Raw genomic sequence first — 20,673 nt, forward strand, 5'->3', positions numbered from 1 at the left:
ACAAAGAATTGAACCAACTGTGTGAATTTTCACACAGTTGGTGGTGTTATTAATAATTAAGTTACAGCAACTGATCCTCATATATTACAATGTAACAGTTACTTATCTACAAGTTTTGAGATCGTGTATCTTCAGGTTTGTCTTGCCCTGATTGGGCAGCTGTCCAATATTTTTAACTAACAAACTGCTCATCCTACTCATTCAACTACAGCTTACTCCTTCACTTTATCTTTAGAACGGTTTATACAAGTAGAAAACCAATCTCCGCCAGAAAAGTTTCAACTGACATTTCTTTCTGCCTTCAAATCCCCTAGCCCATCGATAAAAGGGCTATTCAGTTGTTTGTGGAACGCGCCAATATACAAAAATAACTAGCTTATTTTTACGTTGTCTGCCAACCCAACAAAGCAGTAAAAAGCAAAAGTGTCTATCAACTTTTATATGCTCTGTCCATTTTCAACTTAGTAACATCAAACATATGATTTTTTTTTAAATAATTATTAACATTTTGAAAATAAAAAATTACATTAAAGTTCGTTAATTAACTATTATATAAATAAAATAAAGCAAATACACTCAATTATTAAACAATACAAAGAATTCACAAACACACACCCAAAAAACATTCAAGCCATTTTTTTTACTAATTTTGTTACCATAGACAATATATATATGATTGAAAGAGAAGAAATAAATTTTGAAAGATCTGTCATTGTTGGTATTATCAATAGAGATCAGGATGAGGCGAAGTTAAATGAGTACTTGGATGAACTTGAGTTCTTAACGATTACGGCGGGTGGTGAAGTACACAAGCGCTTTAGTCAAAAATTAGATCAGCCGAATCCAAAGACCTTCTTGGGAACGGGAAAGATGGAGGAAATCAAGCATTATATTGTTGAACACGACATTCACACCGTAATATTTGACGATGAGTTATCGCCAGCGCAACAAAAGAATATCTCTAGGTTATTGGATTGTAAAGTTTTAGACCGCACGAATTTAATCTTGGATATTTTTGCTCAACGCGCTCAAACGTCTTATGCGAGAACACAAGTAGAACTCGCCCAGTTTCAGTACTTACTTCCTCGTTTAGCGGGAATGTGGACCCACTTAGAAAGACAGCGTGGGGGGATTGGAATGCGTGGACCTGGAGAAACAGAAATTGAGACTGATAGACGAATTGTTCGCGACAGAATCACCTTATTGCGAGAAAAATTAAAAGTAATTGACAAGCAAATGGCTTCTCAACGCAGCAATCGCGGAGCTATGGTTCGCGTTGCCCTAGTTGGGTACACCAATGTGGGAAAATCCACCTTAATGAATGCCATTGGAAAAAGTGAAGTCTTTGTAGAAAATAAATTATTTGCCACTTTAGATACAACTGTTCGCAAAATCGTAATCGGCAACTTACCATTCCTTCTCTCTGATACTGTAGGATTTATACGCAAATTACCTACGCAATTAGTGGAGTCATTTAAAAGTACGTTGGACGAAGTACGCGAAGCTGATTTACTTTTGCACGTCGTCGATATTTCACATCACGACTTTGAAGATCACATTGCTTCGGTCAACGAGATATTGAAAGACATCAAAAGTGATGATAAGCCGACCATCATGGTATTCAACAAAATTGACGCCTATCACCCAGAAGTGATTGCTGAAGATGATTTGATGACGGAACGTACGTCGCGTCACTATAGTATAGACGAGTGGAAAAAAACGTGGATGAGTAAAGTAGGTCCTGACAATGCTATTTTTATCTCAGCTACAAACAAAGAAAACTTCGAGGAGTTTAGAAAGACGGTATACGAAGCGGTACGTCACATCCACGTGACGCGATTCCCATACAACAATTTCTTATACCCTGATTTTGACCATTTAATCGAAAACGAAGAAAAAAACGAAGACGAATAAATTTAACTTTTATTTGAGGGTATCTTCAAGATAAAAAATAGTATCTTTATTCTTTAGTTAATCAAACGCCAATTTATAATGCTTATCACACATTTAATCAATACTAATTTCTCTTCAAATTTGAATTGCATCTGCTATTCGAAGGGGAATTTCTATGGATCAAGGATAAGCTAATTCTTATATTATTTATTCAACGTTTCAAGGCTCCTCATTCGAGGGGCCTTTTTTTATTTATTAATTTTAATACCAGGTACATTTATGCGTAAAGACGACATTTTACAGACCGAAAAATCCATTGCTTTAATTAAACAAACCTTTGCTACAAACCTAAGTGAAAACTTGAATTTGTATCCGATCTCTTCTCCCATGCTTGTCAGTGAAGGCACGGGAATCAATGACGACCTAAATGGCGTAGAAAAAGCAGTTTCATTTCCTGTAAAATTCTTATCGAATAATGCCGTAATTGTACACTCTCTCGCCAAATGGAAGCGAATTCGCTTACAAGCCTTAGCCTTGCCGCTATACGAAGGAATATTGACGGATATGCGTGCGATTCGCGCGGAGGAAGACTATAGTCCGATTCATTCTATCTATGTCGATCAATGGGATTGGGAACTGAGAATTGCGGCTTCAAACCGCTGTTTAAGTTATTTAAAAACGGTAGTTCGCACTGTGTACCAGGCCATCAAGGACACAGAAACTACGCTTTGGCAACAGGTAGAAATAGAGCCTATTCTTCCGACTAATCTTGCCTTCATACAGGCAGAGCAACTCTTACAGCTTTATCCTACCCTCACTCCTAAAGAGCGAGAACAAGCGATAACAAAAGAACACAAAGCTGTATTTATAATAGGCGTGGGACATCCGCTGTCTGACGGACAAGCACACGACAGTAGAGCCTCCGACTATGACGATTGGAGTACGCCTACGGAGGACGGATACCGCGGTTTAAACGGCGATCTATTGGTTTGGCACCCTGTACTAGAGCAAGCGATAGAACTGAGCTCTATGGGCATACGCGTCGATCAAGCGACCTTACAACACCAACTGGAGCTCACCCAAACCACTAACCGAACAAAGTTGTTGTACCATCAACTTGTGCTTAACGACCAGCTGCCTTTGAGCATTGGCGGTGGCATTGGACAATCACGCCTGTGTATGTTCTTGTTGAGAAAAAGACATATTGGCGAAGTGCAGGTCAGTTTATGGCCAGAAGAAGTAAGAAAACAAGCGGAACAGCAAAACCTGCAGCTGTTGTAATAAAAAAAGCTCGAGCAATGCTCGAGCTTTTTTATGCTGTATACTTAATTAAAAAGTATAATTTACTCCTAAACCAACCATTTCACGTAATTGGAAACCTTGGTATGCTTTGTCATCATAAATCGCTTGGAAAGTCAAGTTTGTAGATAAGTACTTGTTCACTTTCAACACCACGTTTAATTGATAATCTAACACCACATTTTGCGGTTTGTCTAAATAGTTAGAGTACAAGTTTAAAATGTTCTCAATCGAAACATTTTCCATTGGATTAAACTTGTAGTACCCATTTACTGCCATACCCAGTTGATACTCCATTGTTTTACCTTGTTCAACCCCAAAAGCATCACCGAATTCAGTAAAATGCTTATGAACCATAATAAAACGAGAAGTTGCTGGCGCGATGTTCACTTTTAAGTTATCATCTTGTTTCCACAATAAACCAGGTCCAATTTGTAAATAAGCTGGAGACATAAAGTGTGTATTTTTATTCCCGTCTTTATCCCATCCAGAATCCATCTGTGTTTTAAAGTTCATGAATAATGAGTAATACCACTTGTCTGTCATTTGTTTACCAAGTAAAGAGGTAATTTCTAAACGGTCATCCGTTTTCTTTTCTTTTTCCCCTTTCAATTTGGTTAAACCATAACTTACTTGAAATTTGTTATCCCAAGTCCAATCGTCTTGTTTGTAATTCAAATCGTAATTCAAGTTCACGTTTCCAGCAAGGTTATTATCCCCTCCTGCTTGCCAATTTGAAAAACTCGACTGATTTGCGATTAGGGCAAAATTCCCTTTAGAAGTCCATTTTTTTTGAACTTCCGTTCCTTCAGCTTCCTGAGCTTGTGCGGAATACAACATAAACACAGCAGCAATGCTAAGCAAAATTTTTCTCATAATACTGTTATTTTAACACGAAAATAACAATAAAGGTTGAAAAAGACAAAAATAAATTACTTTTTTGCTAAACGTTTGTAAACTGGAACTGCAGAACAAGCCTCACCGAACATAACGGAACGAGCCGTATTCATCATTAACTGAGTAACTAAGACATAAGCTTCGTCGGGAATTTCCTTCTTTGAGCAGCCCTTAATAATTACAGGTAAATCCTGGTATTGACTGTAGTCAATCGAAAATAGTAACTCCTGATAAATCGACTGTTCTAAATGGTGTTTATCCCCTAAGAAGATACGGGTCGCAAAAGGTTGTAAATAACTAGTTAACAACATATAAGCCCATCCAGGTAAGATAGCATCTGTCGAACAAAACAAACCGACATAAGCATCTTGATAACGACTCCAATCTACTTCTTTTAACGCCGCTCTAAAGTCTTTTTCTCTTAACACTAAGCCTTCGTACAACCATTGTGTAATGTCGATTTCCATCCTTGGATTTTCGGGATATAAATCCTCCAAATCAAAAACTACTAGTGCGCTATTGGCAACTTTATTTACAATTTCTCCTTCCATATTATAGCAATCCCAACTCTAATTGTGCTTCTTCACTCATCAAATCTTTAGACCAAGTAGGTTCAAATGTCAATTCCACCTCCACGTTATTCACCTGGTCGATAGACTTCACTTTTTCTTCTACTTCCATTGGCAAGGTCTCAGCTACAGGGCAGTTAGGCGAAGTTAAAGTCATTAAAATCTTCACGTCATTTGTTTCATTGACAAATACGTCGTAAATCAAACCCAATTCATAAATATCAACTGGAATTTCGGGATCGTAAATTGTTTTCAACATTTTAACAATATTCTCTCCTAATTGTTGTACGTCTATTTCTTCCATACTAAAACTCTTTCTTTTAATTAAAAATTACTTGGCTTGAAACGCCAAAGCGTACATGCGAATTTGTTTGATCATAGAAACCAATCCATTTGCGCGTGTGGGTGATAAATGTTCTTTCAATCCAATTTCGTCAATAAAAGACAAATCGGCTTCTACGATGTCTTTTGGATGTTGATTGGAAAAAACACGAATTAAAATAGCAATAATTCCCTTGGTAAGAATGGCATCACTATTGGCTGTAAATACAATATTACCTTCTATATTTTCAGCGTGCAGCCACACTTGGGATTGACAACCTTTGATTAAGTTTTCCTCTACTTGGTATTGTGCATCAATAATAGGAAGTGTTTTCCCTAATTCAATGATATACTCATAGCGTTGCATCCAATCCTCAAACATAGAGAATTCATCTATTATCTCTTCTTGTGCTTCTCTTATCGTCATATTTTTCTTATTTCAATTTGCTTTATGACAGCATTTGCTTGGCTTTTTTAACGGCTTCCACCAAGATGTCAATTTCTTCTTTTGTATTGTAAAAACTAAATGAAGCTCTAATGGTACCCGGGATACCAAAGAAATCCATAATAGGTTGCGTACAGTGATGTCCTGTTCGCACGGCAACGCCAAGTTTATCGACAATTACCCCTACATCATAAGGGTGTAAACCCTCTAGATTAAAGGAAATAACTGAAGTTTTATCAGCTGCAGTCCCCACGATGTAAAGGCCTTCAATTTCGAGTAAGCGTTGTGTTCCATACTTCAACAACTCATGTTCATAGGCTTGAATATTGTCAAAACCTAAGTTGTTCAAGTAATCAAGTGCATGACCCAGAACGATACCGCCTGCGATGTTGGGTGTTCCCGCTTCGAATTTATGAGGCAAACACGCATAGGTCGTTTTTTCGAAGGTCACCGTTTTGATCATTTCCCCACCGCCTTGATAAGGAGGTAATTTGTTTAACCACGCTTCTTTACCATACAAAACTCCGGTTCCTGTTGGCCCACAGATCTTATGTCCAGAAAAAACGTAAAAATCACAATCGAGCTGTTGTACATCGGGTTTAATATGTGGTGTTGCTTGAGCTCCATCAATTAAAACTGCGGCGCCGACAGCATGTGCTTTGGCAATCATCTCCTTAATCGGGTTGATTGTTCCCAAGGCATTCGATATATGCGTAATAGCCAATACTTTCGTATTAGGGCTTAACAAGGCGTCAAATTCTTCCTGAATCAATTCGCCTTTTTTGTTCATTGGAATGACTTTGAGCGTAGCGCCAGAACGCTCGCAAGCGAACTGCCAAGGCACGATATTCGAATGGTGTTCCATCGCAGAAATCAAAACTTCATCGCCCTCCTTTAACAAAGCACCGAAGCCATGAGCCACTAAGTTGATGCCAAATGTCGTTCCTGGTGTAAAAATAATCTCTCGATCTTCTTTGGCATTGATATGTTGTTGCACTTTTTTTCTCGATTCTTCGTATGCATCAGTAGCCAATTGACTCAACGTATGAACACCGCGGTGAATATTCGCATTAATCGTCTCGTAATAGTTTTTGATTGCTTCTTCAACCACTTTGGGTTTTTGAGCTGTAGCAGCATTATCAAAATACACCAAAGGCTTTCCATTTACTTGTTGTTGCAAGATTGGAAAATCATCTCTAACTGCTTTTATATCGAACATAATCTGTCTTTTTTAATCAAAATTATAGACAAAGATAGTGAATCCCATTTGTTTGCAGAAAACAATCTATTCGCAATACAATACTGCATTTATTAAAAAATAGCTGTATTATTTACTAAAACACCCTATACCTTTTACTTCTAAAAGAGGAAAAGTAGAAACTCTACGGCTAAATACCTTAAATGCAACACCTAAGGATTTTAGCTTTTAATTTAATATTTAGCTTTTTCTTCACAAAAGATAGCGTCCTCTTCCCTTTTTCTATCGCTTTTTCACCTCGTATACTTTAAACAAATTCGCCTAGTTTTTATAGGACATGCGTCCATAGTGAGTCCATTATAAGTCCATAGTGCGTCTATTAAAATGGCCATTTTAATAGACGCACTATGGAGGCAGAACGCTTGTATTATGTAGTCAACCTACAGTTATTCCGTTTAAGTCTAATCGTAAAGCCAAAAAAAAAAGAGTGCCCTTATGGAGCACTCTTTTTTACTTTCTTATGCAGAAAAGACTATTTTTTTGCGTCTTTTTTAATTTTTTCTTCTACGCGTTTTACGCGTTTTTCACTGTCTGGGTGACTAGCTGAAATTTTAGCTCCTAATGATTTGTCTGCTCCGTATTCTTTTTCCATGTCAGCGAATTTTTGGAATCCATCAGCCAAAGCTTGTGGATCTTTCCCATTCGCCACTAAAAACTTGTACGAATAATCATCTGAATCCGTTTCTTGTTTACGCGAGAAAGAAGCTCCCATCAATTTTTCTGACATCCCTCCTAAATCCGAATTCATCAGGTCTGCCACAGTTCCTTTAGTAGAACCTACATACTTTGTTGCTGCCTCTGCTAATAAAATTTGCTTATAGGCATTTTTGGTGTGCTCTAATTTCACGTGTCCGATCTCATGGCCGATTATCGCTAATAATTCGTCATCTGTCATGATGTCCATCAAGGAAGAGAATACACGGATACTTCCATCAGCACAAGCAAAGGCATTGATATCCGTTACATAATACACTTTGTAGTTTAAATTTAAGCCATCGTAGTTCTTATATGGCCCAAAAATACGCTCTAATCGCTCAGCATACTCACGCATGTCTTTTTGCTTAGAATTTAGCTCGCAAATCGGATTGTTTTCATCCATCCACTTGATTGCTTCTTGTGCCGATTGCTTAATTTCAGCATCTGATACAGTAAATGCAGAAACCGCAGTTGTAATAGCGTCGATTTTTTTTCCGCTTAATTTACCTAATTGCGCCTGAGCCGTTGTCATTCCCATAAATGCTACGGCTGCTGTAAATAAAATTTTTTTCATAGTTACTTTTTTAATACAGCAAATATACTGTAAAAAAGCAATTCATTGCGCCTGATTTTTTGTCAGAATGACAAAAGCACGCCCCCATATAATCTGCTCTTTTTCAATCTCCCTTTAACCGTTGCACTTTTTGTCAATTTGTATTTCGATTTTTTTAACATATCCTCAGGCTACCACGACTTTAGCTATAATTTAAAATTAATCTTAATATATTTTGTTTGAGTGTAAAAAACCCTATTTTTGCCTCTATTCAGATTTAATTAAAATAAGAATCCGGTATGAAAAGAACTGCCCTTGTAGTCTTAGTCGCGTTATCAGTAATCGCGTGTAAAAACAGCAAAGAAGAGAAAGCTGTAGAAACAACTAACACAGAAGTAACAACTTCGAACGAACGTATTGTTTCCTTAAACGGGGCCATTACAGAAACTTTAGTTGATTTAGGTCAACGCAATAATATCGTGGGAATCGATGTTACAAGTACCTATCCAACAGATATGAATACAACAGCAACACAATTAGAGCACGTAAATAAAATCAATATTGAGGCTCTTCTAGCGTTGAAACCAACAATTGTATACATTGCGAAGAAAGATTTAAACGAAAATTTGAAGAAGCAGTTAGAAGATGCTAACATCAAAATAGTGGTGATTGATCAGGTGTATTCAGTTGAAGGAACGAAAGCCTTAATCAAAGACATCGCTACGAGTTTAAATCTTACTGATTACGAAGGCTTAGTAGCTAAAATTGATCAAGAACAAGCACAAGTAAAAACCTTAGAAAACAAACCTAAAGTTCTTTTCATCTATGCAAGAGGTGCGGCGAACTTATTTGTAGCAGGAGATAAAACACCAATGCAAAGCATTATTGAATTAGCAGGAGGACAAAATGCAGTAACTGGATTCGAAGATTTCAAACCACTTACTCCGGAAGCTTTATTAAACAGCAACCCTGATTACATCTTGATGTTTGACACAGGATTACAAAGTATGGGTGGAGTAGAAGGCGTGTTAAAAATCGAAGGATTAGACCGTACAAATGCAGGTAAAAACAAGAAAATCATCGCCATGGATGGCTTGTTGTTAACTGGCTTTACGCCGCGTATTGGTCAAGCTGTTACCCAATTAAATCAACAGTTATCAGAATAAGGAAACGAATATGCAGAAAAGACTCTCTTTTTATATAGTCACTTTAAGCATTGTCTTATTGGGAATTGCTGTTGTGTCTATTTTTTTAGGAGTGTATAACTTTGAGGATAGTAGTCTAAACACCATTATAAATTTACTTTTTCATCCTGAAAAGGTAAATCCGAGCGATCAATATGTCATAACACATGTACGATTGCCACGAATTATCATGGCTATTTTAGCAGGGGGTGGTTTGGCCTTATCAGGAACAGCGTTGCAAGGGATGTTTAAGAATCCTTTAGCGTCTCCTGATTTGATTGGAATCACCTCTGGATCCGTTTTATTTGCTTCCATAACCATAGTATTAGGCGCTTTTATTAAACCCTTCATCCCTGAGGTTCTTCACTATTCGCTTTTGAGTATCATGAGCTTTTTTGGAGCGATCTTAACGATGAGTTTTGTGTACAAAATGTCCACTGTTGGCGGTAAAACCAATATCAGTATTCTCTTGTTATCAGGGGTTGCCATCACCGCTTTATCGGGTTCGATTACTGGTTTGTTGACCTTTATTTCAAACGATGAAGAGTTGAGAAACCTAACATTCTGGACTTTAGGTAGTTTAGCTGGTGCCACTTGGACCAAAATAGGGATTTTAACCGTCGTAATTGGCGTATCTCTATTTTATTTACTAAATTTAGGTAAAGCACTAAATGCCATGATGTTAGGCGAAAGAGACGCCAATCATTTGGGCATAACAGTTGAGCGTATTAAAAAGAGAATTATCTTATTTTCTGCGCTAATGGTCGGGACGATTGTTGCCTTTACGGGAACGATTGGGTTTGTTGGCTTGGTAGTACCGTATATTTTGCGTTTAATATTCAAGTCCAACTACTATTTTATCCTGCCCTTATCCATACTAGCTGGTGGTATTTTATTACTCCTGGCAGATGGGGTTAGTCGAACGTTAGTTCCCCCGACGGAGGTTCCCATAGGAATCTTAACCGCTATCATGGGAGCTCCCGTTTTTATCGCCATTTTAATTAAATTCAAAAAATCACTGTAACATGATTGAAGCACTAAAAGTTAGTTTTAAAGCAAAAGATACTTTCCTTATTAACAACATCGATTTTAGTTGTAATAACGGGGAGTTTATTGCTGTACTAGGTCCTAATGGTGCAGGTAAATCAACTTTTTTGAGCCTACTTGCCGATGAATTACACCAACCGGGCAATCGCATCTTATTAAAGGAGTGCGAGTATCCTAAGTGGTGTAAAAAAACATTGCCGAAACACAAAGCTAAATTCTCTCAATCATTCAATACCGACATTCCATTACAAGTTGAAGATGTAGTCATGATGGGACGCTATCCTTATTTTGAGCATACGCCTTCAGAAGAAGACAAGAAAGCCATTCAACACAGCATGGAGTGTATTGATGTATGCCCGCTTCAACACCGGGAATACAACCATCTTTCAGGGGGTGAAAAACAACGCGTCCACTTGGCTCGTGTGTTGTCTCAACTCAACAATTCTATAGAGAACAAATTGTTGTTTTTAGATGAACCTCTCAATAACTTAGATGTCTTACATCAGCACAAAATTCTTGATCTTATTAAAGATTTTACCAAACAAGGCAATACTGCCATTGTTGTCATCCACGATTTAAATATTGCAGCGCAATATGCTGATCGCATCCTTTTACTCAACAAAGGAGAAAAAGTATTGTATGATACTCCGGAAAAAGTGTTGACACAAGAGACCATTTCTCAGGTGTATAAATTTCCGTGTATCGTAACTAAAAACCCAGTTAATAATGCTCCATTAATCATATTTGGAGTTTAAAACTAATATCATAATGAATACCGAAATAGCAACATTAAAAGACCGTTGGGCAAAGTTAAAGGAAGAAAATCCACGTTTGCGCATTCGCAATGCAGCGGCAGAATTAAACACAAGTGAGATGGAATTACTTGCTACTACTTTAGGAGAAACAGCAACGTTGTTGCGTCCTGAAATGGTGGCAATCCTAAGTGAAATTGAATCCTTAGGCAAAGTAATGGCCTTAACGCGTAATGACGAATGTGTACACGAGCGCAAAGGGGTGTACAGCAATCCTGATTTCTCAAATCCACATGCAGGTTTATTCGTTAATCCTGACATTGATTTGCGCATCTTTTTATCTCACTGGAAATACGTTTTTGCCGTGGTAGAAGAAACGGGTAATGTTGTGCGTAAAAGCTTGCAGTTCTTTGGCAAAGATGGAGAAGCAATCCACAAAATTTACCTGACAAGCATTAGCAATGCCGCAGCATTTGACGCTTTAGTTGAAAAGTATAAAGAAGACGTTCAAGAATTTACAGGTAAAACAGAACCCTATATTCAAAACCTAGATGAAAGACTAGACGAAGAAGTTGATGTTGAAGGATTTAGACAAGAATGGGAAAGTTTAAAAGACACGCATAACTTCTTCAGTTTGCTTAAAAAATACAATGTTACGCGCACACAAGCTTTGCGCTTAGCACCGAGTGAGTTTTATGCTAAACCTATTGCAAAAGAGGCTATAATTACGTTATTAGAACAAGCGGCAGCAGAAAAGACTCCTATCATGGCTTTCGTTGGTAATCGAGGAAATATTCAAATCCACACAGGTGAAATCAACAAAACGATGTGGCACCAGAATTGGTATAACATTTTGGATCCTGATTTCAACATGCACTTGGATATGGACAAAGTAGCACAGACGTGGATTGTGCGAAAACCAACAGAAGACGGTATCGTAACTGCAGTAGAAGTATTCAATGAAATGGGTGAAATCATCATCCAATTCTTCGGAAAAAGAAAACCAGGTATTCCGGAATTAGAAACGTGGAGAACAATTGTTTCTCAGTTAAACTAAACCAAAAATAGTCCAAAAAGAGCATCCATCTCACCGATCGATGCTCTTTTTATTTGCCACATTCTTTCATCTAATTTGGGAAAGGCCACCAAAAAAAAATTTGATTTCTCAACAATTTATATCAAAATAAACAAACCCTTCTCGTCTCAATCCGCGACGAATCTAGGTAAATACGGCCTTAAAAAAGTTATTAACAATATTTGATAACTTAATCTAAAATAAAGTTGACATCATAGGTTCTAAATAGTAACTTAGCATTATTGAGTTTTACCGATATCCTTATCTCTAAGGAAGTAAAAGCAAGCGAGTTAAGCAAAAACCGAGTGACATTTCTAGCTGAAACATCCCGTGTTTACTGCCATTACCAAACGCACATCTGTTATTAATTTAAAAATATATTGCTATGTCTATTTTTGATAAAAGAGTTAACTATAAACCATTCGAATACCCAGGGATTTACCAGTTCACGGAAGCGATCAACAAATCATTTTGGGTACATAGTGAAGTAGATTTCACGGCAGATACACAAGATTTCCACTCGCATTTGTCGAAAGAAGAGCAATTGGCGATCAAGCACAGTTTGTTGGCTATTGCACAAATTGAAGTAGCGGTAAAAACATTTTGGGGAAATTTATTTCAACACTTCCCAAAACCGGAGTTTAATGGTTTAGGTGCTACGTTTGCTGAATGTGAATTTAGACATTCGGAAGCCTATTCTCGCTTATTAGACGTATTGGGATATAACGATGAGTTTGAAGCCTTGTTGACTATTCCAGTAATCAGAGAGCGCGTGGAGTATTTGTCATCGGTATTAGAGAATTCAAATAACAGTACGGATCGCAAAAAATACGTCGTATCGCTTATCTTGTTTTCATTATTAATTGAAAACGTATCTTTGTTCAGTCAGTTTGCCATCATCTTGTCGTTTACGCGATTCAAAGGTTTGATGAAAAACGTGAGCAATATCATCGCATGGACCTCAGTTGACGAACAAATTCACGCCAATGCGGGAATCTATATCATCAACATCATACGCGAAGAGTACCCTGACTTTTTTGATGAAGAATTAATTAATCACGTAAATGATGTGGTACGCACATCAATTGATATCGAAGCGAAAATCTTAGATTGGATTTTCGAAACAGGCGCGATTGAAACGGTAAATAAACATGACTTATTGAACTTTATGAAATTTAGAGTAGATGAGAGCATGTTGAAAATTGGCTTGAAGAAAGTGTACAATATTACACAGGAACAATATAAACCGATGGCTTGGTTTGAGGAAGAGGTATTCGCTAATAGTTTAGACGATTTCTTCGCCAAAAGACCCGTAGATTATACGAAGCACGACAAGAGTATAACCGCTGAAGATTTATTCTAATAACCCCTTATAATTGCACAAAAAAACTATGAACAATTTCGCATTACCACTAGAAGTAAAAGAAAATGATAACCTACAAGAAAAACTGTGGTGGAAAAACTCCGAAAGTGAGCAAATTCTAAACAGAGGTTATTTATTGAAAGGAGAAACGGTTGAAGGAGCTATTGACCGTATTACGACGGCAGCTGCAAAGCGCTTATTTAAACCAGAATTAAAAGAATCTTTTCAAGAGATGATTGAACGTGGGTGGATGAGTTTAAGTTCACCAATTTGGGCAAATATGGGAACAGAACGCGGCTTGCCGATTTCGTGTTTCAACGTAAATATTCCGGATAGCATTGAAGGAATTACGCACAAATTAGGGGAAGTGATTATGCAAACCAAAATCGGTGGAGGTACTTCAGGTTATTTTGGAGGCTTACGCGAAAGAGGGAGTGCGGTTACAGATAATGGTAAAAGTAGTGGGGCGGTAAGCTTTATGAAGCTTTTTGATACGGCTATGGACACCATCTCACAAGGGGGCGTAAGACGCGGTGCATTTGCGGCTTATTTGGATATTGATCACCCTGACTGTGATGAGTTTTTAAACATTAAAAATATCGGAAATCCAATTCAAAACTTATTCTACGGCGTGAGTATTCCTGACTATTGGATGAAAGAAATGATTGACGGAGACAAGGAAAAAAGACAATTATGGGCAAAAGTACTGGAAAGCAGACAGCAAAAAGGAATGCCGTACTTGTTCTTCTCTGACAACGTAAATAGCAACAAACCACAAGTGTACAAAGATTTAAACATGCGTATTAACGCAAGTAACCTTTGTTCTGAAATTATGTTGCCCTCTTCTGATGATGAATCGTTTATCTGTTGTTTATCGTCAATGAACTTAGAGCTATACGACGAGTGGAAAGATACGGAAGCGGTTAAATTAGCGATCTTCTTTTTGGACGCTGTATTACAGGAATTCATCGAAAAAACGGAAGGAAACTATTACTTAGCTTCTGCTAATCGCTTTGCGAAAAGACACAGAGCTTTAGGTTTAGGTGTGTTAGGATGGCATTCTTACCTACAAAAAAACATGATTCCTTTTGAAGGTTTAGAGGCTAAGATGTTGACAAACAAAATCTTTGAAGACATCAGTGCTAAAGCAGATAAAGCGTCTCAAGAATTAGCGCGCATCTACGGAGAACCTGAAATTTTAAAAGGATACGGTAGAAGAAATACGACGACAATGGCGATCGCACCTACAACATCTTCTTCTGCTATTTTAGGACAAACATCTCCTGGAATTGAACCGTTCAGTAGTAACTATTACAAAGCGGGCTTATCGAAAGGAAACTTCATGCGCAAAAACAAATACCTAACGGCTTTATTAGAGTCGAAAGGAATGGACAATGAAGAAACGTGGAGAAATATCATGCTTTCTGGAGGAAGTGTTCAACAATTAGAAGGCTTAACAGAAGAAGAAAAAGCGGTATTCAAAACATTCAAAGAAATCAGCCAATTGGAAATTATTCAACAAGCTGCGATCAGACAAAAATACGTGGATCAAGCACAAAGTTTGAACTTAAACATTCCGTCTTCTCTTCCAATTAAAGACGTAAACCGCTTAATGATTGAAGCATGGGAATTAGGAGTAAAAACGCTATACTACCAAAGAAGTCAAAGTGTTTCTAAAGAAATGGTGACTAACTTAGTAAACTGTAGCAGTTGTGAATCTTAATCTACACCTACAATAATAAAAAGCCTCAAAGTATTCCTTTGAGGCTTTTTTCATATGTATCTTTAGGACGGATCGGTCCTCTACTTCCACTTCAATCCAATCGGTTTGTTTTTTACTTAAGATTCTTCATCACGAATTAGCCCCCAGTACAACATCTTCTTTTTACACGATCGGTACAAACCTCATCTGACGCTTATTTTAAGCGTTATAAAGGATTTTTTATGTAATTATATCCTGTAAACTGTTTTGTGTTAATTAAGCGCTTATTTTCGCTAAAATCAACGTTAAAGGTCTAGAAAGCAAAAACCTCAGCGATTTGCTTTTGTTTAACTCTTGGATTCACCGCAATTTACTTGAACTTACATCGACTCTTCTTAAAGTGATACTACCTCAACCTTTGATATAGGTTGAATTTCGTTGAAAAACTAAGGTAGATAAAACAACGTCTACGCTCCAAGCTTTCCTAGTAAATGGAATAGTAGATGTATTACAAAAAACAATCTACCATAATTGACATACTTGGTATCAATCCTATTCACTAAACTTTAGTTATACACAGACTCAATTTTCTGATTCAATTATTTCAAATCTAATTTCAATTAAATCATTAATTGTTTGGAGAATTTTCCGGACGTTGTTTGCTCTTTTTTCCTTGTCTTCATTTTTTCCATGAGTAAATGAGGCAGTTACTAAAATAGGAAAATGCTGATGTGCCTCTTCTTGCCAGCAGTCCTCTTCTTCTACATAATTTTCAAGAATAGAAAGTGTTTCCGCTACAGGACCAAATCTATAGCCTAATGTTCCTCTTGAGAGAGTCTTCAATTGAATCCCTAACTTACTTGAAATTATTTCACCCAAACCTACTTTGTCTTGTTTCGAAAAGCCGAAGGTTAAATAATATGATTTTACCATCTTAGTTAATAACTTTTTATTGTATAACTTTTAGTTATACTAGCATCTATAGCAACTTCTACGCTCTGAAATACTCTAAAATTAACGTCACGCCCCATTCTATTTGAAATTTTACTCTGTAATTTTCCAAGGCCTAATTTTTTTGCTCTCCATGGATTATCAACATCCAATGGAAAAGATTTTCCCGATCCTTGTTTTGATAAACCAACAGATTCTGCTTTTTTCAACAAAACTGGATTGACAATCGCGACATCAAAATCACTTACTCTCCCAACGTCAAAAGGCAACTTACTCTTGTATCCTATACCACTAACTGCACTACCTTGTAAGATAATTGGTGATCCCTTGCCATTGCCTCCTTTTGCGACACTAGCTTGTATCTCAATTGCAAACTGACTTAATTGTCCGTAACTTTTAAATCCGAATGGAAGGGTTAACCCAAATGGGTCAATTTCAACACTAGTATCCCAAACATACCCATACAACGTTGGGTTATTCCCTGCTAGACCAATGGGATCCTGGCTGATGTAATTACCTACATTCGGATCATAGTATCGAAAGCGGTTATAGGCTAAACCCGTCTCCATATCAACGAGCTGTCCTGGATAAAGGTAGTTACAAAATCCCGCATGCCCAACAGTCATACGCGTATTTCCGAAGCTATCGAGTTGGCGTTGCCAAACCTTATCTCCAGTATCAGTATAGGCGCGGATTGGTGTTCCCAAATGATCACTCACCAAGCTGTATCGCTTGTTGCCTTTGATCTTTGCCATAGGCGTAAAGCTATCTTCCTCAAACACCCAAGTAATGATATCGTCAGCTGTAGTTACTCTAGCATCGAAAGTTTTGTACTCATGTAAGATGACATTCCCTTGCCACACATAATGGGTCGTCGCACTTTTATAGCGCTTGCTCACCCGTCTACCCAAAGCATCGTACTTAAAGATTACGGCTTCTCCATCTGGTCGTACCACTTGGCTCAACATACCTGCACCATTCCAGGCATACGTCCACTTTTTACCTGTTAGCTTCTCTATCTTTTCAATGAGATATCCTGCTTTATCATACGTATACCTTGCCGTTTTCGTTTCAATTAAGCGATTTTTAGTATATATTCGATCCTTACATCCCAACTGTTGATATAGATTTCCACTGGCATCCACTCCGCGCTCTTCTTTTTCATTCCCCTCATAAACAACCTGTTGTAAAAATCCTCTTGGATCGCGTTTGTATTGGGTTAACTCATGTCCTTGATCTACAAATTGACGAAGCCTTCCTGCGTCTGCCCACGTGTACTGTCGATGAAAACAAGGAATGGAAACACTGTTTTGCTGTTGTTTATTGACGCCTAAGGTTAGCATTTGACCCATTGAATTGTATGACCACGCTTGCTGTATGCCTCCTGAGTAGGCTCTGGTCAATTCCATGCCAAAGGAATCATAGGTTTGTGTAACCTTCCAATCGTTGAACTCGCTTTCAACAACATTGCCCCATGCATCGTACTGATATTCAAATTTTGCCCCCAAACTACTGCTGACTCCAATGCGACGTCCATAAACATCATAGGTGTGTTTAACCTCATGTCCATTAAAGCACTCCTTAATTACCTGTCCTTCCTTGTTGTAATATAGATCGACCACACCCGCCTCATTTATGGCTTGGCGTAAAGAGCCGAATTCATAGGTAAAAGTTTCACTTGTTTGATCACTGTAATTCACCTGTATCACACGTCCCATTTCATCGTGTTCATACGTCTTCCAGCGATTTGCAGTGCGTTCTTCTGTGATCCACCCTCCTTCATTGCGCTTGTATTGCTTTTCCAACCCATCAAATCCTCTTTCGCGAATGACTTGTCCAACGGCATCTAGTTCAAAGTGATACAGTTGTCCTTCTTCATTTTGAATACTGCGCAACCGTTCATTTGAATCGTAGCTGTAACAAAGCCGTTGACCTGCTTCACTTCTGCTAATCAGCTTGTGCATGCCCTTATACTGATAGTAGATGTTGTGATAATTATCTTCATAGTGTATCACATTGTCCAATGCATCGTATTGCAAGTGAATGATATTGCCGTCAAATTCACAAACCATTAAAGGACGTCCTACGTAATCCAACACACACTTTCTCATTCGACCCTTGGGATCTAAAGTATGCGTACAGCGGTTCCAAAGATCGTATTGATATTGTGTTCTTTCTCCCGTTGTGTTAACCATCGCTACTACGTTGTACTGCTCGTCGTATTCAAGCGTCATACGAACTCCTAACCCATTGCTAATTACCGAAAGTAGTCCGTCTTTATTATAGGAAAAATTGGTTTTTGCCCCTAGTGGATGGCATTTTTGGCGAAGTCGTCCTCCAGCATCATACGTAAACCTCCACTTTCCGCCACGGGAATCAATCACTTCAGTTGGCAAATAAGGAAAATTCAAATCTTCGTACATCAGTTGGGTAAATTGTCCATCGGGTTCAATCAACTGCACCAAATTGCCCAGCTGATCGCGAATTTGGTTTTGCACATGGCCCAAAGGGTCCATACTGCGCTCTAACTCATTGTATTTGTTGAAGAATTTCTTCCACACTGCACCCTTGGGATCAATCGTCTCGTACACCACGTGATTTCGATGCTTGTAAATCGTCTTATTCCCTTCGCCATCAACAACATGGGTTTCCCCTTGATAGTAGGTTAAGATCATGTGATGAATACCGCCATCTCCCCAAGATTCCGTGCAACGAGCCCCTGTATTTTTTCCCTCGTATTTAAAAAACCAACGGTGTCCATTGCGCCAAATTTCTTCTACAAGTAGGTGATTTTTGTACTTCATTTGTAGAGGTTGGCGGATCTCGTCATAATGCACAATCAGATTGCCTTGGGTGTCATAAACATATTCACTAATACACACTGCTTCCATACCTAGTTCGGGTGCATCTGTCCATACCTTGGTCAATCGCCCTTGTGTATCACTTTCGATTCGATACCCTCGACCCACTGAATCTAAGATATGGGTCAATGTTCCATAGGAATCATAGGAAAATCGAATGGCAAACCCTTCTCTAGTACAAATCGAACTTAGCAAATGGGCCTCTTGTTTAGCGGCTAGGGAAGTTGTCTGAAACAGATACATTTCTCCCGTTTGCTTTTGAATGTAGTAATACCCATCTGGGTGAAAACACAGCCAAATTTTTTCAGAACGATGATAGCGCGACGTTGGAAATTCCCGAGTCGGAATATGATCAAAGTTAATCAGGCGACCATCCCCTACCCTCACTTGTGCACGTCGATAGTCTTGGTTGACAAACAAAGCCCAATCGTAGCTGTGGTGCCAACCATGACCCAAGGGACCACAGTACTCACTATCGCTATACCAAACGCGCCTAAAAGACAAGGGAATCATTCCTGTAAATGAAAAATCAAGATTATCCGTGAATAGATCACCTCCTGCTACGTCAATAGGATGTCCGACATAGGTTTTTATACGCTTGTCAACTTTGTTGTATACGCCTTGGGTGTACTTGTGTTTAAACAGCTTTTTATTCACTTTATTTAACGCGCGCGAGAAGCTGCTACAAGGTTTTCCGTTGTCTTGGTTTTTTGCTACTTGTTTTGCGCGTTTAAGCTTTAATTTATTAAATCCAGCACGCAAGAGAAATCTAGGGGCTTGCAGTGGATTAATAGGCGAAGGAACGGGATTAGTCAAGACAAGACGAGTTAAGGGAATTGGAATGATCATCCCTGTTGGCACGTATAGTTTTGCTTTTACTCCATTTTCGGGATCAGCAGGGCCGCTGGCATCGTGAATAGAAGTCATTCCAATATCGGAACACGCATTTTGTAGATGGGCAATAGAGCCTACTAAGGGAGCATTATCCGCCAAAACAAACATACTACCAAGCCAGGAATGCCCTTTATTTTTCATGATGGTTTTTTCCGCAACGGGATGAAATCCTCCACCCGCAGGTGCATGTTGAAAACAACGTATACTAGTGCCAGCAACTGTTCGCGGCAAAACATGCCCCACTTTTACCGTTGCTCCAAGACGCAATATAAACATACGGGCAAAACTGCTAACCGTAGCAACTACATCATTAGTCACCTCCGCATCCTTTCCCGATATCAAGTCTTGGTCCACCAAATAATCTGTTCCCTTTTTAAAAGCATCAACGCCCAGTACACATACTTTCATAGCTGCTAAAGCAAGAAAGTCTTTGGCGTTAAAAGATAGCCCCATAAAGGGGTGTGGAAGGGGAACTGGCGATGGGGAGGGTGGAATCTTCACCATGTGAATGTCAATCAAATTCAACACAGGATCCAATTGTTTAGACACTGGTAAACAACCGATACCCTTGGCAAAATTAGTGGCTTGAAGCAGGGGTAACATCACCCCCTCACTCATGTTATTAGCAAATGTAAGTACCGTAGTAAAGGCCGATAATGCTCCATTAGAGATATTTACAATCGCTTCTACAATCATTTGTTCCTGGTTTAGACTTGTATCGGTCACAATATTGTGATGTCTATCGTATATAGCGGTAAAAGTCCCTTTATAATTCTTGAATATAGCGTCAAATGTCTGCTCGTAAATAGATTTTTCTTCCTTTTGTAGAAGACGCTCTTCCGACAGATTTTCATTAGATAAATTGCTTACTTTTTTTTCCTTCATCGTGCATACTCTCTTAGTGATCAAAATT

Annotated in this window: 16 protein-coding genes; 8 read left to right on the plus strand and 8 right to left on the minus strand. The window is 38.4% G+C overall.

Going from position 1 to position 20,673, the window contains the following annotated elements; translation table 11 throughout:
- The first annotated feature begins 672 nt into the window (after positions 1–672).
- Positions 673–1,914, plus strand: a complete 1,242-nt coding sequence (hflX, locus tag H4K35_RS03425) for a GTPase HflX (protein ID WP_182625984.1) — start codon at positions 673–675, stop codon at positions 1,912–1,914.
- A 258-nt stretch (positions 1,915–2,172) separates the two neighbouring features.
- Positions 2,173–3,174: an aspartate--ammonia ligase gene (asnA, locus tag H4K35_RS03430; RefSeq protein ID WP_182625985.1), complete on the plus strand. Its 1,002-nt coding sequence runs from the start codon at positions 2,173–2,175 to the stop codon at positions 3,172–3,174.
- A gap of 48 nt (positions 3,175–3,222) precedes the next feature.
- Here the strand turns inward: asnA and H4K35_RS03435 are convergent, their stop codons facing one another.
- The 6 genes from H4K35_RS03435 to H4K35_RS03460 form a co-directional block, all read right to left on the minus strand.
- Positions 3,223–4,068, minus strand: a complete 846-nt coding sequence (locus H4K35_RS03435) for a DUF3078 domain-containing protein (protein WP_182625986.1) — start codon at positions 4,066–4,068, stop codon at positions 3,223–3,225.
- Positions 4,069–4,124: 56 nt separating this feature from the next.
- A complete protein-coding gene (locus H4K35_RS03440; RefSeq protein ID WP_182625987.1) occupies positions 4,125–4,640 on the minus strand; it encodes a DUF2480 family protein in 516 nt (171 codons plus the stop codon).
- Between the two features lies 1 nt (position 4,641).
- Entirely contained in the window at positions 4,642–4,962 is a 321-nt protein-coding gene (locus tag H4K35_RS03445) for an iron-sulfur cluster assembly protein (RefSeq protein WP_182625988.1), read from the minus strand.
- A gap of 27 nt (positions 4,963–4,989) precedes the next feature.
- Entirely contained in the window at positions 4,990–5,406 is a 417-nt protein-coding gene (locus H4K35_RS03450; RefSeq protein WP_182625989.1) for a SufE family protein, read from the minus strand.
- Between the two features lie 22 nt (positions 5,407–5,428).
- Entirely contained in the window at positions 5,429–6,643 is a 1,215-nt protein-coding gene (locus tag H4K35_RS03455) for an aminotransferase class V-fold PLP-dependent enzyme (RefSeq protein WP_182625990.1), read from the minus strand.
- 511 nt (positions 6,644–7,154) lie between these two features.
- The gene (locus H4K35_RS03460; protein WP_182625991.1) at positions 7,155–7,952 is read right to left on the minus strand and encodes a M48 family metallopeptidase; all 798 of its coding nucleotides are present in this window, start codon (positions 7,950–7,952) and stop codon (positions 7,155–7,157) included.
- Between the two features lie 278 nt (positions 7,953–8,230).
- On the opposite strand from H4K35_RS03460, the gene H4K35_RS03465 reads away from it, so the two are divergent.
- The 6 genes from H4K35_RS03465 to H4K35_RS03490 all read left to right on the plus strand — a co-directional run bounded on the left by H4K35_RS03465 (position 8,231) and on the right by H4K35_RS03490 (position 15,075).
- On the plus strand, positions 8,231–9,097 hold the full coding sequence (locus H4K35_RS03465) for a hemin ABC transporter substrate-binding protein (protein ID WP_182625992.1): 867 nt from the start codon (positions 8,231–8,233) through the stop codon (positions 9,095–9,097).
- Between the two features lie 10 nt (positions 9,098–9,107).
- On the plus strand, positions 9,108–10,139 hold the full coding sequence (locus tag H4K35_RS03470; protein ID WP_182625993.1) for an iron ABC transporter permease: 1,032 nt from the start codon (positions 9,108–9,110) through the stop codon (positions 10,137–10,139).
- Position 10,140: 1 nt separating this feature from the next.
- Positions 10,141–10,917: a heme ABC transporter ATP-binding protein gene (locus H4K35_RS03475; RefSeq protein WP_182625994.1), complete on the plus strand. Its 777-nt coding sequence runs from the start codon at positions 10,141–10,143 to the stop codon at positions 10,915–10,917.
- Between the two features lie 13 nt (positions 10,918–10,930).
- On the plus strand, positions 10,931–11,971 hold the full coding sequence (locus H4K35_RS03480) for a hemin-degrading factor (RefSeq protein WP_182625995.1): 1,041 nt from the start codon (positions 10,931–10,933) through the stop codon (positions 11,969–11,971).
- 403 nt (positions 11,972–12,374) lie between these two features.
- Positions 12,375–13,352 (plus strand): ribonucleotide-diphosphate reductase subunit beta, encoded by a 978-nt coding sequence (locus H4K35_RS03485; RefSeq protein ID WP_182625996.1) that lies wholly within the window; start codon positions 12,375–12,377, stop codon positions 13,350–13,352.
- Between the two features lie 28 nt (positions 13,353–13,380).
- Positions 13,381–15,075, plus strand: coding sequence for a ribonucleoside-diphosphate reductase subunit alpha (locus tag H4K35_RS03490; RefSeq protein ID WP_182625997.1), 1,695 nt, complete (start codon positions 13,381–13,383; stop codon positions 15,073–15,075).
- A 561-nt stretch (positions 15,076–15,636) separates the two neighbouring features.
- On the opposite strand, the gene H4K35_RS03495 is transcribed toward H4K35_RS03490, so the two are convergent.
- Positions 15,637–15,987 (minus strand): hypothetical protein, encoded by a 351-nt coding sequence (locus H4K35_RS03495; RefSeq protein WP_182625998.1) that lies wholly within the window; start codon positions 15,985–15,987, stop codon positions 15,637–15,639.
- Between the two features lie 5 nt (positions 15,988–15,992).
- A complete protein-coding gene (locus tag H4K35_RS03500; RefSeq protein WP_255492351.1) occupies positions 15,993–20,645 on the minus strand; it encodes a DUF6531 domain-containing protein in 4,653 nt (1,550 codons plus the stop codon).
- Between the last annotated feature and the right edge of the window lie 28 nt (positions 20,646–20,673).

This window comes from Myroides sp. NP-2 (assembly GCF_014145665.1).
In the GTDB taxonomy this organism is placed as follows: domain Bacteria; phylum Bacteroidota; class Bacteroidia; order Flavobacteriales; family Flavobacteriaceae; genus Flavobacterium.

Excerpts from the sequence above, each read along its gene's own strand:
- H4K35_RS03440 (WP_182625987.1), bottom strand. The coding sequence starts at position 4,640 with ATGGAAGGAGAAATTGTAAATAAAGTTGCCAATAGCGCACTAGTAGTT.
- H4K35_RS03460 (WP_182625991.1), bottom strand. The coding sequence starts at position 7,952 with ATGAAAAAAATTTTATTTACAGCAGCCGTAGCATTTATGGGAATGACA.
- hflX (WP_182625984.1), top strand. The coding sequence starts at position 673 with ATGATTGAAAGAGAAGAAATAAATTTTGAAAGATCTGTCATTGTTGGT.
- H4K35_RS03500 (WP_255492351.1), bottom strand. The coding sequence starts at position 20,645 with ATGAAGGAAAAAAAAGTAAGCAATTTATCTAATGAAAATCTGTCGGAA.
- H4K35_RS03470 (WP_182625993.1), top strand. The coding sequence starts at position 9,108 with ATGCAGAAAAGACTCTCTTTTTATATAGTCACTTTAAGCATTGTCTTA.
- H4K35_RS03485 (WP_182625996.1), top strand. The coding sequence starts at position 12,375 with ATGTCTATTTTTGATAAAAGAGTTAACTATAAACCATTCGAATACCCA.
- H4K35_RS03480 (WP_182625995.1), top strand. The coding sequence starts at position 10,931 with ATGAATACCGAAATAGCAACATTAAAAGACCGTTGGGCAAAGTTAAAG.
- H4K35_RS03445 (WP_182625988.1), bottom strand. The coding sequence starts at position 4,962 with ATGGAAGAAATAGACGTACAACAATTAGGAGAGAATATTGTTAAAATG.
- H4K35_RS03465 (WP_182625992.1), top strand. The coding sequence starts at position 8,231 with ATGAAAAGAACTGCCCTTGTAGTCTTAGTCGCGTTATCAGTAATCGCG.
- H4K35_RS03435 (WP_182625986.1), bottom strand. The coding sequence starts at position 4,068 with ATGAGAAAAATTTTGCTTAGCATTGCTGCTGTGTTTATGTTGTATTCC.
- H4K35_RS03450 (WP_182625989.1), bottom strand. The coding sequence starts at position 5,406 with ATGACGATAAGAGAAGCACAAGAAGAGATAATAGATGAATTCTCTATG.
- H4K35_RS03455 (WP_182625990.1), bottom strand. The coding sequence starts at position 6,643 with ATGTTCGATATAAAAGCAGTTAGAGATGATTTTCCAATCTTGCAACAA.
- H4K35_RS03495 (WP_182625998.1), bottom strand. The coding sequence starts at position 15,987 with ATGGTAAAATCATATTATTTAACCTTCGGCTTTTCGAAACAAGACAAA.
- asnA (WP_182625985.1), top strand. The coding sequence starts at position 2,173 with ATGCGTAAAGACGACATTTTACAGACCGAAAAATCCATTGCTTTAATT.
- H4K35_RS03475 (WP_182625994.1), top strand. The coding sequence starts at position 10,141 with ATGATTGAAGCACTAAAAGTTAGTTTTAAAGCAAAAGATACTTTCCTT.
- H4K35_RS03490 (WP_182625997.1), top strand. The coding sequence starts at position 13,381 with ATGAACAATTTCGCATTACCACTAGAAGTAAAAGAAAATGATAACCTA.